The 15,761-nt window shown below is 56.4% G+C and carries 15 protein-coding genes; 2 read left to right on the top strand and 13 right to left on the bottom strand.

The window, feature by feature from the left end:
• Positions 1-72: 72 nt before the first annotated feature.
• Both tpiA and O1721_RS03095 read right to left on the bottom strand, forming a co-directional pair.
• Positions 73-840 (bottom strand): triose-phosphate isomerase, encoded by a 768-nt coding sequence (gene tpiA / locus O1721_RS03100; protein WP_003862019.1) that lies wholly within the window; start codon positions 838-840, stop codon positions 73-75.
• A 111-nt stretch (positions 841-951) separates the two neighbouring features.
• Positions 952-1,548 (bottom strand): DUF1454 family protein, encoded by a 597-nt coding sequence (locus O1721_RS03095; protein WP_017383094.1) that lies wholly within the window; start codon positions 1,546-1,548, stop codon positions 952-954.
• A gap of 112 nt (positions 1,549-1,660) precedes the next feature.
• On the opposite strand from O1721_RS03095, the gene O1721_RS03090 reads away from it, so the two are divergent.
• The gene (locus O1721_RS03090; protein ID WP_006808672.1) at positions 1,661-2,080 is read left to right on the top strand and encodes a DUF805 domain-containing protein; all 420 of its coding nucleotides are present in this window, start codon (positions 1,661-1,663) and stop codon (positions 2,078-2,080) included.
• Here the strand turns inward: O1721_RS03090 and fpr are convergent, their stop codons facing one another.
• The 4 genes from fpr to O1721_RS03070 form a co-directional block, all read right to left on the bottom strand.
• Positions 2,081-2,827, bottom strand: coding sequence for a ferredoxin--NADP(+) reductase (gene fpr / locus O1721_RS03085; protein ID WP_003862024.1), 747 nt, complete (start codon positions 2,825-2,827; stop codon positions 2,081-2,083).
• 96 nt (positions 2,828-2,923) lie between these two features.
• Positions 2,924-3,934 carry a class II fructose-bisphosphatase gene (gene glpX, locus O1721_RS03080; RefSeq protein ID WP_015569942.1) on the bottom strand — a complete coding sequence of 337 codons (1,011 nt, stop codon included), beginning with the start codon at positions 3,932-3,934 and terminating at the stop codon, positions 2,924-2,926.
• Between the two features lie 122 nt (positions 3,935-4,056).
• Positions 4,057-5,565 (bottom strand): glycerol kinase GlpK, encoded by a 1,509-nt coding sequence (gene glpK / locus O1721_RS03075; protein WP_032649857.1) that lies wholly within the window; start codon positions 5,563-5,565, stop codon positions 4,057-4,059.
• A gap of 21 nt (positions 5,566-5,586) precedes the next feature.
• Positions 5,587-6,432, bottom strand: coding sequence for an MIP/aquaporin family protein (locus O1721_RS03070; protein WP_015569943.1), 846 nt, complete (start codon positions 6,430-6,432; stop codon positions 5,587-5,589).
• 399 nt (positions 6,433-6,831) lie between these two features.
• Here O1721_RS03070 and zapB point away from each other — a divergent pair, with 399 nt between their 5' ends.
• Entirely contained in the window at positions 6,832-7,071 is a 240-nt protein-coding gene (gene zapB / locus O1721_RS03065; protein WP_003862031.1) for a septal ring assembly protein ZapB, read from the top strand.
• 585 nt (positions 7,072-7,656) lie between these two features.
• On the opposite strand, the gene rraA is transcribed toward zapB, so the two are convergent.
• The 7 genes from rraA to priA all read right to left on the bottom strand — a co-directional run bounded on the left by rraA (position 7,657) and on the right by priA (position 15,591).
• Positions 7,657-8,142, bottom strand: a complete 486-nt coding sequence (rraA, locus tag O1721_RS03060) for a ribonuclease E activity regulator RraA (protein ID WP_015569946.1) — start codon at positions 8,140-8,142, stop codon at positions 7,657-7,659.
• A gap of 92 nt (positions 8,143-8,234) precedes the next feature.
• The gene (gene menA, locus O1721_RS03055) at positions 8,235-9,161 is read right to left on the bottom strand and encodes a 1,4-dihydroxy-2-naphthoate polyprenyltransferase (protein WP_087653974.1); all 927 of its coding nucleotides are present in this window, start codon (positions 9,159-9,161) and stop codon (positions 8,235-8,237) included.
• Between the two features lie 62 nt (positions 9,162-9,223).
• On the bottom strand, positions 9,224-10,555 hold the full coding sequence (gene hslU / locus O1721_RS03050; RefSeq protein WP_032649853.1) for an HslU--HslV peptidase ATPase subunit: 1,332 nt from the start codon (positions 10,553-10,555) through the stop codon (positions 9,224-9,226).
• A gap of 9 nt (positions 10,556-10,564) precedes the next feature.
• Positions 10,565-11,095: an ATP-dependent protease subunit HslV gene (gene hslV, locus O1721_RS03045; protein WP_003862036.1), complete on the bottom strand. Its 531-nt coding sequence runs from the start codon at positions 11,093-11,095 to the stop codon at positions 10,565-10,567.
• A 94-nt stretch (positions 11,096-11,189) separates the two neighbouring features.
• Positions 11,190-12,158, bottom strand: coding sequence for a cell division protein FtsN (ftsN, locus tag O1721_RS03040; RefSeq protein ID WP_017383099.1), 969 nt, complete (start codon positions 12,156-12,158; stop codon positions 11,190-11,192).
• Between the two features lie 92 nt (positions 12,159-12,250).
• Positions 12,251-13,276: a DNA-binding transcriptional regulator CytR gene (gene cytR / locus O1721_RS03035; RefSeq protein ID WP_003862038.1), complete on the bottom strand. Its 1,026-nt coding sequence runs from the start codon at positions 13,274-13,276 to the stop codon at positions 12,251-12,253.
• Between the two features lie 119 nt (positions 13,277-13,395).
• Entirely contained in the window at positions 13,396-15,591 is a 2,196-nt protein-coding gene (gene priA, locus O1721_RS03030) for a primosomal protein N' (RefSeq protein WP_032649851.1), read from the bottom strand.
• Positions 15,592-15,761: the final 170 nt, after the last annotated feature.

Raw genomic sequence — 15,761 nt, 5'->3', positions numbered from 1 at the left:
GGTGGCGCTGACGCTTACCGGGCCTACAGAACCGTAGGGCGGGTTAGCGAAGCGCCACCCGCCGCAACAGCATTACGCCTGCTTAGCCGCTTCTGCCGCTTTAACGATCACCGCGAAAGCGTCTGCTTTCAGGGATGCGCCGCCAACCAGTGCGCCATCGATGTCTGGCTGGGTGAACAGCTCAGCTGCGTTTGATGCGTTAACGGAACCGCCGTACTGGATGATGACCTGCTCAGCCACTTTCGCGTCTGCTTTTGCAATGTGGTCACGGATGAACTTGTGCACCGCCTGTGCCTGCGCTGGAGTTGCAGATTTGCCGGTACCGATCGCCCAGACTGGCTCGTAAGCGATAACCGCGCCTTCGAACGCTGCCGCGCCCTGGGTTTTCAGCACAGCGTCGATCTGACGTGCGCACACTTCTTCGGTTTTGCCTGCTTCGTTTTCTGCTTCGGTTTCACCGATGCACAGAACCGGGATCAGACCCTGCTCTTTCAGCACAGCGAATTTCTTCGCGATGAACTCATCGGATTCTTTGTGATAGGTGCGACGCTCGGAGTGGCCGATGATGATGTATTTCGCGCCGATATCTTTCAGCATTTCAGCGGAGGTTTCACCGGTGAACGCGCCAGACAGGTTAACGTCAACGTTCTGCGCGCCCAGAATGATGTGGCTGCCGTCAGCGGCACGTTTAGCCAGATCCAGGTACATATCCGGCGGAGCGATAGCAACCGCGCAGCCGGTCACGCCAGCCAGCTCTTTACGCAGGTTAGCAACCAGTTCGTTTACCATGTGGCGGCTGCCGTTCAGTTTCCAGTTACCCATCACTAAAGGATGTCGCATTTCAATTCTCCACGCTCAATAAGCGAATTAAGGAATATGGCCGCCCTGTCGGGCAGCATGGTCTGTGAATCAGTATAGAGATTTTCCCTCGAAAGGCTTTGCTTTTTGTCATTAATTCGCCCCCTCGAGTGCGTCTGATAGAGCCAGCTTAATCGGTTCAACCGCGAAGGTCAGCCCCTTTTCGCCGTTATCTGCGACGACATAGCGAACGGCACCTTCCGTATCGGCGTAATAGCGTTTGTTTTTCCCGGCGGTAAGCAGTTTTTGCAGCTTTTGCTGGCTTTGTGCTTTCGTGAAGGTGGGGGTAAAGGCGCGCAGAATAGCGCTCATGTACTCCAGCGCTTTCGCTTTCGCCGCTTTCTGCTCTGGCCCCTGAATCGGCAGCCAGGTGATCTGCATACTTTTGATTTTTAACGTTCCGCGCTCAAGGGCGGTAGAGGCATACAGATTCTCGTTAATTTTGCTGGCCGCGCGGGTCAGGGTCGGCGTATCGCGGGCGCTGTCAATCGCACGGAACTCTCCCAGCGGAAGTGAGGGGTTTTCTTTGTTGAAGGCTTCGCGGAACTGGCTGATAGATTGATCGAAAGAGGGGGCGCCCGCCAGAAGATAGGGGGCGGTGACCGGGGAAGCCGTTTCCGCGGCATAGAGGGAAAAACTGGCGCTCAGCATCGCTAAACACAAATAAAGAGAGTGTGCCGAACTTTTCATCAACATTGCCCCTGGCCATCATTGCCCATGATTAAAACGATATCTTGTCGGCTTGTCAAAAGGTCACAACTCCAGGGTAAAATGCGGGCTAAACAATAATAAGGAACCTTACATGACCATACAGCAGTGGCTGTTTTCATTCAAAGGGCGTATTGGACGCCGTGACTTCTGGATCTGGATTGCAACGTGGGTTGTCGCCATGCTGCTACTGTTTTTTGTTGCCTACAACGCATGGCTGAGCACGCAAACGGCGGCATTTGCGCTGGTCTGTTTACTGTGGCCAACCGCCGCCGTAGTGGTGAAACGTCTGCACGATCGTGGCCGCTCCGGCGCATGGGCTTTCCTGATTATTCTGGCGTGGATGCTGGTGGCGGGGAACTGGTCAATGCTGCCCTCAATCCTCCCATGGGTGGTGGGCAGACTGCTGCCGACGGTTATCTTTGTAATGATGGTTGTCGAACTGGGCGCGTTTATCGGCACCCAGAGCGAGAACAAATATGGAAAAGATACCCTTGAGGTGAAGTACCGCTGATCACCAGTAGTGTTCGGCGGTCATGTGGCCCGGCCGGCGGCGAAGGTGCTTCGTCATCTGCCGGGTATCCTTCAGCAACTGCTGCGTATCGCGTACCATCTGCGGGTTACCGCACAGCATCACATGGCTGGTTTCGGTATTCATCGGTAAACCCACCGCTTCTTCCAGCGCGCCGCTTTCAATCAACGCCGGAACGCGACCGGTTAACGAGCCGGCTGCGGTTTCGCGGCTGACCACCGTCTGAATTTTTAACTTCCCGCCATAACGCTGTTCCAGCGCCTGCATCTGCGGCAAATAGCTCAGGTCTGCGGCGTAGCGCGCGGCGTGAACCAGCACGATATTTTTAAAGCGCTCCAGATCTTTGCCGTATTGCAGAATGGAAAGATACGGGCCAATGGCCGTGCCGGTCGCCAGCATCCAGAGCGTGTCACAGTCGGGGATTTCATCCAGCACGAAGAACCCCGCCGCGTCGGAGACAATCTGCACTTCATCGCCCGGCTTCAGCGCGGCGAGGCGTGGGCTGAGCTTACCGTCCGGGACGGTGACCAGATAGAACTCAAGGTCCGGGTTATCAGGCGCATTAACGTAAGAGTAGGCGCGCTGTACGCGTTCACCGTCAATATCCAACCCGAGCTTGGCAAACTGCCCGGCAGTAAACGGATGAACGGGAGCGTGCAGCGTGAGGCTAAATAGCGCATCGGTCCAGAACTGTACCTTTGTGACTTTACCTGTTACCCAGTCCGCCATGATCTTCTCCTGTGCTGTTTCTCTCTTCTATCTTCCGTACTTGCGGGAAACATTTCCAGCCCATTCGGGCCGGAAAGCTCTATCGATCAAACGGTTTTACAGAATGTGCGTCTGTACGTCCGGATCTTTACGATCGAGATAATGAATGGACTTAATGCGACGAATGGTGCGGGATTTACCACGGATCAGCAGGGTTTCAGTGGTGGCCATGTTGCCCTTGCGGGTGATGCCGTCCAGCAGATCGCCTTTGGTGATGCCGGTTGCGGAGAAGACCACGTTATCGCTGCGGGCCATCTCGTTCAGCGCGAGCACTTTATTGGCCTCGATGCCCATCGCCGCGCAGCGCGCCAGTTCGTCTGCACCAATGCGAAGGTTCTCGTCGCTGTCGCCTTTGACCTCATGGCGTGGCAGCAGACGCGCCTGCATATCGCCGTCCAGCGCGCGGATCACTGCCGCAGAGACCACACCCTCCGGCGCGCCGCCGATGCCGTAAAGCACGTCGACTTCGCTGTCCGGCATGCAGGTCAGAATAGAGGCGGCAACGTCGCCATCCGGAATAGCAAACACGCGTACGCCGAGCGCTTGCAGGTACGCGATGGTGGCGTCGTGGCGCGGTTTCGCCAGAATGGTCACGGTGAGTTCGCTGAGCGCTTTACCCAGCGCCGCGGCGATATTGCGCAGGTTGGCGTCCAGCGGCAGGCTAAGGTCGATAGCGCCTTTAGCGCCAGGACCGACGATCAGTTTTTCCATGTACATATCGGGCGCGTTGAGGAAGCAGCCCTTATCGCCCACCGCCAGTACCGCCAGCGCGTTGGCCTGGCCCATCGCCGTCATGCGCGTGCCTTCAATCGGGTCGACCGCGATATCCACCGCATCGCCTTTGCCCGTCCCGACTTTTTCACCTATATAGAGCATCGGCGCTTCGTCGATTTCGCCTTCGCCAATGACGATAGTGCCATCGATATTGACCTGATTAAGCACAATGCGCATGGCGTGGACGGCAGCGCCGTCTGCGGTATTTTTGTCGCCACGGCCCAGCCACTTGTAGCCTGCGAGGGCGGCAGCTTCGGTGACGCGGGAAAACTCGATAGCAAGTTCACGTTTCATGAGGTACTCGTACAATCAAAAGGAATTGCACGAAGTTTATCACAGAGTGGGGAGGGGCGAGGGGACCGGTGCGGTCGGAGCCCCTCACCCTAACCCTCTCCCAGGGGAGAGGGAATATAGGTTTACTCGTCGTGCTCTTCCCACGCCAGGGCACGTTTCACCGCTTTCTTCCAGCCGCTGTAGCGGTAGTTGCGCTCGGTGGTTTCGATGCCAGGACGGAATTCGCGTTCGATAACCGCTTTTTCCTGAAGCTCGTCGAGGTTTTGCCAGAAGCCAACCGCCAGACCTGCCAGATACGCCGCGCCCAGCGCCGTCACTTCTCGCACCTCAGGACGTTCAACGCGGGTGCCCAGAATGTCGGACTGGAACTGCATCAGGAAGTTGTTCGCGACCGCACCGCCGTCCACGCGCAGGGCGTGCAGACGAATGCCGGAGTCAGCCTGCATCGCTTCCAGCACGTCGCGCGTCTGATAGGCGATAGATTCCAGCGTCGCGCGAATAATGTGGTTTGAGTTCACGCCGCGCGTCAGGCCGAAAATCGCGCCGCGGGCATACGGGTCCCAGTACGGTGCGCCCAGACCGGTGAACGCTGGCACCACGTACACGCCGTTGGTGTCTTTCACTTTGGTCGCGAAGTATTCGGAGTCAAACGCGTCGCTGATCAGCTTCATCTCGTCGCGCAGCCACTGAATGGAAGCACCCGCCATGAATACCGCGCCTTCCAGGGCATAGTTCACTTCGCCGCGCGGGCCGCAGGCGATGGTGGTCAGCAGACCGTTTTCTGAGTTCACCGCTTTCTCGCCGGTGTTCATCAGCATAAAACAACCGGTGCCGTAGGTGTTCTTCGCCATCCCTTCCTTGACGCACAGCTGGCCGAACAGGGCCGCCTGCTGGTCACCGGCGATACCGGCGATAGGAATACGGGTGCCACCTTTACCGCCAATGTTGGTCTGGCCATACACCTCTGAAGACTTACGGACTTCTGGCAGCATCGCGCGCGGAATGTCCAGCGCGTCCAGCATCTTGTCATCCCACTCCAGGGTGTTGATGTTGAACAGCATGGTGCGCGAGGCGTTGGTGTAGTCGGTAACGTGAACGCGTCCCTGAGTCATCTTCCAGATAAGCCAGGTATCGACGGTGCCGAACAGTAGCTCGCCACGTCGTGCGCGCTCGCGTGAACCTTCCACGTGGTCGAGGATCCACTTCACTTTGGTGCCGGAGAAATAGGGGTCAACCACCAGGCCGGTGGCGCTGCGCACGTACTCTTCCATTCCTTCGCGCTTCAACTGTTCGCAGATCTCTGACGTACGACGGCACTGCCAGACAATGGCGTTGTAGATGGGCTTACCGGTTTCGCGCTCCCAGACCACAGTCGTTTCACGCTGGTTGGTGATACCGATAGCGGCAATCTGGTCAGAACTGATGTCGGCTTTCGCCAGCACTTCCACCAGCGTGGAGCTTTGCGACGCCCAGATCTCCATCGGGTCGTGTTCTACCCAGCCTGGACGCGGGTAAATTTGCTCAAATTCGCGTTGAGACACGCTGACAATGTTCGCGTCATGATCCATTACGACAGCGCGGGAGCTGGTGGTGCCCTGGTCGAGCGCAACGATATATTTTTTTTCGGTCATGGTATGTGTCCCGTAGTCAGATTACAGCGAAGCTTTTTGTTGTGTGGTGGAAGCCGTCTCTTTCTCCTCTTCCACACAAGTGTCGCACGGTAAGTGGCGACCAATTAATTTGCGATAGCCGAATGCGCCCAGCGCCGCCCCTACGATTGGCCCGAACAGCGGAACCAGGAAGTAAGGAATGTCTTTGCCGCCCGTGAAGGCGACATCGCCCCATCCCGCAAAGAAGGCGAAGGTTTTTGGACCCAGGTCACGCGCCGGATTCATCGCAAAGCCGGTCAGCGGACCCATGGATGCGCCAATTACCGCAATCAGAAGGCCAATCAAAAGTGGCGCCAGCGGGCCGCGCGGAATGCCGTTTCCATCGTCGCCCAGCGCCATGATGACGCCCATCAGAATAGCGGTAATCACCATCTCAACCGCGAACGCCTGCACAAAATTGATATGCGGATTCGGATACGTTGAGAAAATGCCTGCCAGATCCAGACTTTCGACACTGCCACGCACCATATGATGCGTCTGTTCGAAGTCGATGAAAAGATTGTAATAAAGCCCGTAAACTAACGCCGCTGCGCAAAAGGCGCCGGCAAATTGCGAAATGATGAAAGGAACAACTTTGCGTCCGTCAAAACACGCGAATAGCCACAACGCGATGGTCACCGCCGGGTTAAGATGTGCACCGGAAACCCCTGCGGTCAGGTAGATGGCCATCGCCACGCCCAGACCCCAGATAATACTGATTTCCCACTGACCAAAACTGGCACCCGCCACTTTCAGTGCTGCGACACAGCCTACTCCGAAGAATATCAACAACCCGGTACCCAGGAACTCGGCAATACACTGGCCTTTTAAGGTTGATGTCTGACTCATAATCGGAATCCTGCAAAAGAGTAATGTTTATTGTTTGCGTGACCGCCCGTGACAGTCACGATGCCCTGTAGACATAGTGTTAATTTATCGTTAACGAGCACAAACGAGAAATATCGAAATCTAAATGTGTGGTCTGCGTCAATAAAATGAGCGTTTTCGCGCCATAAAGCGCGTTTTTGCATCAGATAATGATTATGGGCTGAATCATTTCTTTAACTTATGGGTTAACAACTTAGGGGTATATGCGGCGAACGCACCAGGACGAGGCCGAAAAGTGTTGCAAACCGCGATCTGCGTGGCATGCCGCTGGACAGGGGCGACGGCGCTCCATACAATCGGAACATATGTTGTGCGCGTTTACGTTAAAGCGTCGCCTTGCAATTCAGGAGAGGTAGGATCATGTCTTTAGAAGTGTTTGAGAAACTGGAATCGAAAGTACAGCAGGCGATTGACACCATCACGCTGCTGCAAATGGAAATTGAAGAGCTGAAAGAGAAGAACAACTCCCTGTCACAGGAAGTTCAGAATGCTCAACACAGCCGTGAAGAACTGGAGCGCGAAAACAACCAGCTGCGCGAACAGCAGAACGGCTGGCAGGAACGCTTGCAGGCGCTGCTGGGACGTATGGAAGAAGTTTGATTTCCTTAGGGAATGAATTGAACAGGCCGGGTAAGGCGAAGCCGCCACCCGGCTTTTTTATGGTTTTCGCTAACCGACATCAAACCATAAAAAAGGCCGCCCTGGGCGGCCTTAACGCTACTTGTCCTGCGCTGTCGTAGCAAAAGCAACAAACCCAACAGGTTCATCGCTCTTTACCACGAGTACGCTGGCGACAATGAACGCGATACATAAATAGCGTTTCATTATGCGGTCCCTGCTGCTTACCGCTCCACCGTTCACCACCGGTGATAAGTCGGTGGACACAAGCCCGGTTAAAGGTTGCTTTACGGTTGTGAATACACCTTTCCCTGGACCGATGCCCATTTGCGAGATGGCGGAAAGGGACACAGCATCATAATGAGCAACAGCTGCGGAGTTAAGGTTTCCACACATAATTAGGAATTTATAAAGGGTCGACAGGGGTTACCTGAGGAATGAACCAGGGTAAGATAAAAATCCTGGTTAAAGGTTGCAATATCACCCAACGGACCGCGAATCCCGAGGGACAAAAAAACCGCCACATTGCAGTTGGCGGTTTTTTTATGCATCTCGCTTACCGATTAACTACTCAATATCCAGCGCATCCTCGGAAAGGATAATCCCGGTATTGTCAGCATAAAGGTGGTCGCCCGAGAAGAAGGTCACGCCGCCGAAATTGACGCGCACGTCGCTTTCGCCGATGCCGTCGCCCGCTGCGCCTACCGGTATGGCCGCGATGGCCTGAATCCCGATATCCAAGTCTTCGAGATCGTCCACCTGACGCACGGAACCGTACACCACAATGCCTTCCCACTCGTTCTGGACGGCAATTCCCGCCAGTTCAGCATCAATCAATGCACGGCGCACGGAACCGCCACCGTCGACCACCAGAACGCGGCCACGGCCGTTCTCTTCGAGCAGATCGTACAGCAACCCGTTGTCCTCGAAACATTTCACCGTGATGATTTGTCCGCCAAACGACGACCGTCCACCAAAGTTGGAGAACAGGGGTTCAACGACGTTGACATCTTCCTGGTAGATGTCACAAAGCTCGGAGGTATCGTATTTCATAGGTTTAACGCTCTGTTGCTGCGAATGTGTTCAGTATATCGTGCGAAATGCGTTGTTGGCAAAATCATCAATTGTTAATTGATATTTGTCAGCTAACTCAGCGTCTGGCTTAAGACAATCCCGATGACGAACAGCAGGTTAGTCAGCAACGCGCCTTTTACCGTACGTTCCAGCATCGGTGGCATGGCGGCCGGGCTGAGTTCACGCATGACGTAGCGGGCCTGCTTAATCAGCAGCGGTGCGGCGAGCATAAACAGCCAGCCCCACAGGCTGTGCAGAGAGATCAGATTGAACAGCGCCAGGCAGACCAGCGCGCCGATGAGCAGGCAGGCGTGATAGCGGCGTGCATTCACCGGACCCAGACGCACGGCCAGCGTGTTTTTACCGTTTTCGCGGTCGCTATCGATGTCGCGCAGATTATTGATATTCAGCACCGCCGTCGCCAGCAGACCACAGGCGGTCGCCGGCAGGAACAGGGCAGGGATCACCGTGTGCGCCTGTAAGTACCAGCTTCCCATCACGCTCAGCCAGCCGAAGAACACCAGCACGGAGATGTCGCCCAGACCAATATACCCGTAAGGACGCGTCCCGACGGTATAGGTAATGGCTGCAATAATGGCGAGCAAGCCCAGCACCAGGAAGCCAATGAAATCACTGGTGGTTTTCGAGGCGACCGTCACCAGCGCCAGCCCGGACAGGCAAATCAACACCACGGTGATAATCAGCGCCCGCTTCATCTGTGCCTGGGTAATCACCCCTTTTTGCATGCCGCGCAGCGGCCCGATGCGGTCAGGCTTGTCGCTGCCTTTTACCGCATCGCCGTAATCATTGGCGAGATTAGAGAGGATTTGCAGCAGCCCGGCGGTGACAAGCGCCAGACCTGCTACCAGCGGATCGAAATGACCCTGCCACCAGGCAAGCGTGGTACCGACGATAATGGCGGCAAAAGCCAGAGGAAGCGTTTTAGGACGCAGACTTTCGAGCCACGCCTGTGTACGGCTGATATCAGTCATAGTTATTTAGCCAATAAAAATGGGGGCCATAGCCCCCATCAACAGTGATGAAAATGCATTGAACGCGATTATAGAATAAAACGGCTCAGATCTTCATCTGCCACTAACGCATCCAGGTGTTTGCCCACATAGTCTGCGTCAATGGTAATGCTTTGACCGTTAAGGTCGCTCGCATCATAAGAGATGTCTTCCATCAGGCGTTCCAGCACGGTGTGCAGACGACGCGCACCGATGTTTTCGGTGGTTTCGTTGACCTGCCACGCGGCCTGGGCGATGCGCTTGATACCGTCATCGGTAAATTCAATGTTCACGCCTTCGGTCGCCATCAGCGCTTTGTACTGTACGGTCACAGAAGCGTTTGGCTCAGTCAGGATACGTTCGAAATCTTCGGTGGTCAGCGCCTGTAACTCGACGCGGATTGGCAGACGTCCCTGAAGTTCCGGGATCAGGTCAGACGGGCTGGCAATCTGGAACGCACCGGAGGCGATAAACAGAATGTGGTCAGTTTTAACCATGCCGTGCTTGGTGGAGACGGTGCAACCTTCCACCAGCGGCAGCAGGTCGCGCTGAACGCCTTCGCGTGAGACATCCGGGCCGGACGCGTTGCCGCGCTTACAGATCTTGTCGATTTCGTCGATAAACACGATACCGTGCTGCTCAACCGCGTCGATAGCATCCTGTTTCAGCTCTTCCGGGTTAACCAGCTTCGCGGCTTCTTCTTCAATCAGCAGCTTCATCGCGTCTTTGATTTTCAGCTTACGCGCTTTCTGCTTCTGTCCGCCCAGGTTCTGGAACATGGACTGCAACTGGCTGGTCATCTCTTCCATGCCCGGAGGTGCCATAATTTCCACGCCCATTGGCGCGGCAGCGAGATCGATCTCAATCTCTTTGTCGTCCAGCTCGCCTTCGCGCAGTTTTTTGCGGAATGCCTGACGCGCAGCAGAAGGTTCAGGCTGCTGTTCAGCCTGTCCCCAGTTGTTTTTTGCCGGTGGGATCAGCACGTCGAGAATACGCTCTTCGGCCATCTCTTCGGCGCGATAGCGGTTTTTCTCAATTGCCTGGACACGCACCATCTTAATCGCCGAGTCGGTCAGGTCGCGGATGATGGAGTCCACTTCTTTACCCACATAGCCCACTTCGGTGAACTTGGTGGCTTCAACTTTGATGAACGGCGCGTTAGCCAGTTTGGCCAGACGACGGGCGATTTCGGTTTTACCCACACCGGTCGGGCCGATCATCAGAATATTTTTTGGCGTCACTTCGTGGCGAAGCTCTTCGTCGAGCTGCATGCGACGCCAGCGGTTACGCAGTGCGATAGCCACGGAGCGCTTGGCGTTGTCCTGGCCGATAATGTGTTTGTTCAGTTCGCTGACAATTTCGCGTGGGGTCATTTCAGACATGGGCGATCCTTACGCTTTAGACGGTAATTCTTCGATGGTGTGATTGTGGTTGGTATAGATGCAGATATCACCTGCAATATCCAACGCTTTCACCGCGATATCGCGCGCGTTCATGTCGGTATTTTCCAACAGCGCACGGGCTGCGGCCTGGGCGTACGGGCCGCCAGAGCCGATGGCAATCAGGTCGTTTTCAGGCTGAACCACGTCGCCGTTACCGGTGATGATCAGCGAGGCGTTTTCGTCAGCCACGGCCAGCAGCGCTTCGAGCTTGCGTAGCATGCGGTCGGTACGCCAGTCTTTTGCCAGCTCAACGGCGGCTTTCACCAGATGACCCTGATGCATTTCCAGTTTGCGTTCAAACAGTTCAAACAGCGTGAAGGCATCAGCCGTGCCGCCTGCGAAACCGGCGATCACTTTGTCGTTATAAAGACGACGTACTTTCTTCACGTTGCCTTTCATGACGGTATTACCCAGCGTGGCCTGGCCATCACCGGCAATTACCACCTGGCCGTTACGGCGTACACTTACTATTGTTGTCACGAGCAGACCCCCTGGTTACAGATTCGGGAAACAGAAGCCCTGAGCCTGTGCTCAGGGCTGAATTAAATGATAGATGGGGGGGAATTTGGGGGTTTCAACCCCCGGAGGCGAGTCGAATGCAGTTTGTGTGGCCAGCCACTTTCAAACGGGAAATGGTGCCGTCTGCGTTTTCTTTGCCTTTGACCGGTCCAATCACTACGCGATTCCAGCCGTTATTGGTGGTAATGCGTGAGTCAAATCCTTCAAATGCCAGCTGAGCACGCACCGTTTCGGCCTGTTCGGCGCCTTTAAACGAACCGCACTGAACCATCCAGCGGCGTTCATCTTTTTTCTCAGCCGTCTGCTTCGGTGCCTCGGTCTCTTTGGTGACCGGCGCAGCCTGCTGCGTTTTTGGCTGTTGCGCAGTGGTATGCGCAGGCGTCTGCAACAGATCCTGATACGGCTGTGCCGTTTGCTTCTGCGGCTGCGCCTTCGGTTGCTGCTGGACAGGCTGAGTTTGTACGGTACGCGTCTGCTGCTGCGGTTGTGTACGCGGCTGCTGTACCGGCTGCGTCTGCGTCCACTGCTGCTGTTGCGTTTGCTGCTGAGCCTGACGCTGGCGCTGCAACGTTTGCTGACGCTGCGCCGGGGTTTGTTCGTTCCACGGTACTTCGTTCAGCTGCGTAGGCTGCTGGCGCATGTCCGCCTGCATCTGAGCGAGCAATTGACGCTGTTCGTCCGTCAGCTGATCGGCATTCTTCACTTCACCCCCGGCAGAAGGCTCGGTAGGCGCACGTACGCCAGGCTGGCGGCTTTCCAGCTCTTTAATGTAGCGCCAGCGCTCTTCAGGCTTCGGCGGCAGGCCGTTGCCGACGACCTTGTTACCCTGAAGGGCTTCAGACTCTTCTTTTTTATGATGCGTAATGAAGTAGAGGCCGCCAATAAAGGCCACCAGCACGGCCGCAGCAATGGCGACCATGGCTGGGGAGACAGCAGACAGGCTACGTTGCTTGCTTTTTGAACTACTCTTTTTGCGTCGCGAAGGTGCCGGCTGGCCGCGACGTACATAATCTCGTTGTGCCACTATCGTTTCGCTGTATTTATTCGTTCGTCAGCCCGCCATGTTACTTAAGCGACGGGGCTTTGACCAGATAAGGGTGTCGAAAGGTATTTACTTTAAGTTAATGCCTGGGTAGAGCCGCGCACAATCAGCTCACAATCCAGTAGCCGTGACCCACTGCTAACTGTTTGACCGTGCAGCTGATCCAGCAAAAGCAGCATCGCTTCCCGGCCAATGTCATACCGTGGCTGGGCAACGGTCGAAAGCGGCGGATCGCAAAACTCCGAAAGCGAAATATTATCAAAACCGATAATCGACAGGTCCTGCGGCACGCGCAGCCCGTGACGTTTGGCGTAGGATAACGCCCCCAGCGCCATCACGTCGCTGTGGCAGAAGACCGCAGTAGGCGGTTCTGGCAAGGCCAGCAATTTTTCCAGCGCCTGCCCGCCCGCTTCAAAGGTGAAATCACCGCGCGCAATGTAGTGCGGATCGACGATAGCCCCGGTACGGCGCAGCGCCTGAACGTAGCCCTGCAAGCGGTAATGACACAGCGGCATCTCTTCTGGTCCGGCGATACAGCCGATACGCTTATGCCCCAGTTCCTGAAGATAGTTCACTGCGTTGAATGCGGCGGTGAGGTTATCGATATGAACGGTTGGCAGCTCCAGCTCCGGCGCGAATTCGTTCGCCATGACCATCGGCGGTAAATTGCGCTGTTCTTCAATGCTGGCATCAAACGGCAGGCGTGAGCCAAGCAGCAGCATGCCATCAATCTGCTTGGTGATGATCAGGTCGATGAACGTTTTTTCCTGCTGGTTCTGGTGAGCACAATCGCCAATCAGCACCAGATAGCCCTGGGCGGCGGCCGTGACTTCAATGCCGCGGATGATTTCGCTGAAGAAGGGATCGCAGATGTCCGGCACGATCACCAGGATGGTGCGGGATTCGTTGCGTTTTACGTTACGCCCCATGGCTTGCGGGAAATAACCGACCTCAAGCGCCGCCTTTTCAACCCGGTTTCGGGTCGCCTGGGAGACTTTGTCAGGGTTCATCAATGCGCGGGACACGGTTGCTGTTGAGACTTGTGCTTTCTCGGCAACGTCTTTCATGGTCGCCGAGGCAACCTCTTTCCTGGACTTCAACGTCTTCTCCTCGCCTGAACACCGAACTGCGGACAGCACCATTTTTACAGATAGTTAATGGAATCGGTTACAGAATTTTCATAAAAAGTGTGAGGCGCATTAAATTTTTCGATCCGTCTTCAGCCTTCAATCGGATCGACGTCAAGAACCCACTTCACTTTTCGCGCTTCCGGTAGGGTATTGATCAGCGCCAGCGTGCCGCTGACGATCTGCTGTAAACGGATACGCGAGGGGTGCTGAAGTAAGAGTTGCCAGCGGAAACGGCCCCCGCGTTTCGGGGCGAGCGCGGGTACCGGGCCTAAAATCCACAGCTGATTATCCACCAGCGGGCTGGCTTGCAGGAGGTTTCTCAGCTGTTGCAGGAACAGCGGCGCCTGCTGGTTATTATGATCTTCCGCACGGATGATAACGTGGCTGGTCCACGGGGGAAGCTGCATCGTCTGGCGTTCGGCCAGCGCCTGGTCCGCGAAGGCGTCATAGCCTTTGTGCAGCAGAGTTTGCAGCAGCGGATGTTCAGGGTGGTGCGTTTGCAGCACCACCTCGCCCTGCTTACCCGCCCGACCAGCGCGACCGGCAACCTGGGTATAAAGCTGGGCGAAACGCTCGGCGGAGCGAAAATCCGCGGAGAACAGCGCGCCGTCGACGTCCAGCAGGGCGACCAGCGTCACGTCCGGGAAGTGGTGCCCTTTCGCCAGCATCTGAGTACCAATCAGGATGCGCGCGCCGCCGCGATGTACTTCCGCAAGCTGCTGTTCCAGCGCCCCTTTACGGCTGGTGGTATCCCTGTCGATACGGGAGATGGGTACGTCCGGGAAGAAGGGCGCGAGCGCCTGTTCAAGCTGTTCCGTTCCCAGACCGACCGGCACGATGTGCGTTGAGCCGCAGGACGGGCATTGACGGGGGACCGGACGCTGGCTGTCGCAGTGGTGGCAGCGTAAATGGCGCTGAGCCTGGTGGAAGGTGTAGTAGTGATCGCAGCGCGGGCACTCCGCGATCCAGCCGCAGTCGTGGCACAGCAGCGCAGGCGCGAAGCCGCGGCGGTTCAGGAACAGGATCACCTGGTTGCCCGCCTGCAAATGCTGGCGCATGCGGCTAATCAGCGCAGGCGCTAACCCGGCCTGCACCTGCTGGCCTTTCAAATCCAGCACATGCTGAATGGCCGGGCGGGCATTCCCCGCACGGCGCGTCAGGCGCAGCATGTGGTATTTACGCTGGCGAACGTTGTGCAGCGTTTCAAGCGCGGGGGTGGCGGACCCGAGAATAATGGGGATTTGCTCGCTGTGGGCGCGGTACACGGCTAAGTCGCGGGCGTGATAGCGCCAGCCTTCCTGCTGTTTATAGGAGCTGTCATGCTCTTCATCGATTACGATAACGCCGAGATTTTTAAAGGGCGTAAACAGCGATGAACGTGTGCCGATCACAATTGCTGCTTCGCCGTTTTTCGCTTTCAGCCAGGCGCTGAGGCGCTCGCTGTCGTTCAGGCCGGAGTGCAGGACCTCAACGGGCGCATTAAAGCGTTCACGAAAACGCGCGATGGTTTGCGGCGTCAGGCCGATTTCCGGCACCATCACCAGCGCCTGTTTGCCCTGCGCGAGCACGTTTTCCAGCACGCTCAGATACACTTCGGTTTTACCGGATCCGGTGACGCCCGCCAGCAGCCAGGCGGAAAAATGGTCGGCGGCGCTGTGAATCGCGCCTACGGCGGTGGCCTGCTCGGTATTCAGACGCAGGCGATCGCCCGAGACGGAAAAGCCGTCGCGCCAGTCGTGAAGGGCAGGGGCTTCACTGGCCAGCTCGCTCAACCCTTTCTTCCTTAATGCCTGCAACGCGGTTTCGCTTACCTCAAGCTCGTCGACCTGATGGCGCCAGATTTTTCCCTGGCGCAGCGCGGCCAGCGCCTGCTGCTGTTTCTGCGAGCGCTTCAGGCTGTTAATGTCCACAGCCTGGCCCTGCTCGGTGGCAAACCAGTACCACATTGGCGCGTGGCTGGCGCTCTTGCCCTGGCGCAGCATAATGGGCAGGGCATGGAACAGCACGTCGCCAATCGGATGATGATAATAATCTGCCGCCCACAGCAGCAGTCGCCAGGTGCTGGTGGAGTAAACCGGCTCGCTGTCCAGCACCTCAAAAACCGATTTCAGCTCGTTAAGCGGCAGTTCGCTGTGTTCGCTGACGGACACCACGATCCCCACACGCTGCTGTTTGCCAAACGGCACGGTCACGCGACAGCCCGCTTTGGCGCTCATGCTGTCGGGCAGCAGGTAGTCAAAGGTGCGGGGAAGCGGAACGGGCAGGGCAACGTGAGCGACGGGCATCGAATCTTCCTGACTTGAAAAGTGGCGCGTTAGTATACACATTAGTGAAAGCGGCGTGCGGATCAGTTTGCATACGTTGGTCAAATTCTGTATGATTCGCCGCCTTTGGTGTATTTTACGCCAAAGAACTTACATTCAACATCGCGTGGTGTCTGGCGTTAGGGCTGGAA

The sequence above is a fragment of the Enterobacter cloacae complex sp. HYC033_NIDB genome (assembly GCF_056673335.1).
The sequence above is the reverse complement of the archived record's forward strand: the minus strand, read 5'-3'. Positions and strand labels throughout refer to the sequence as shown.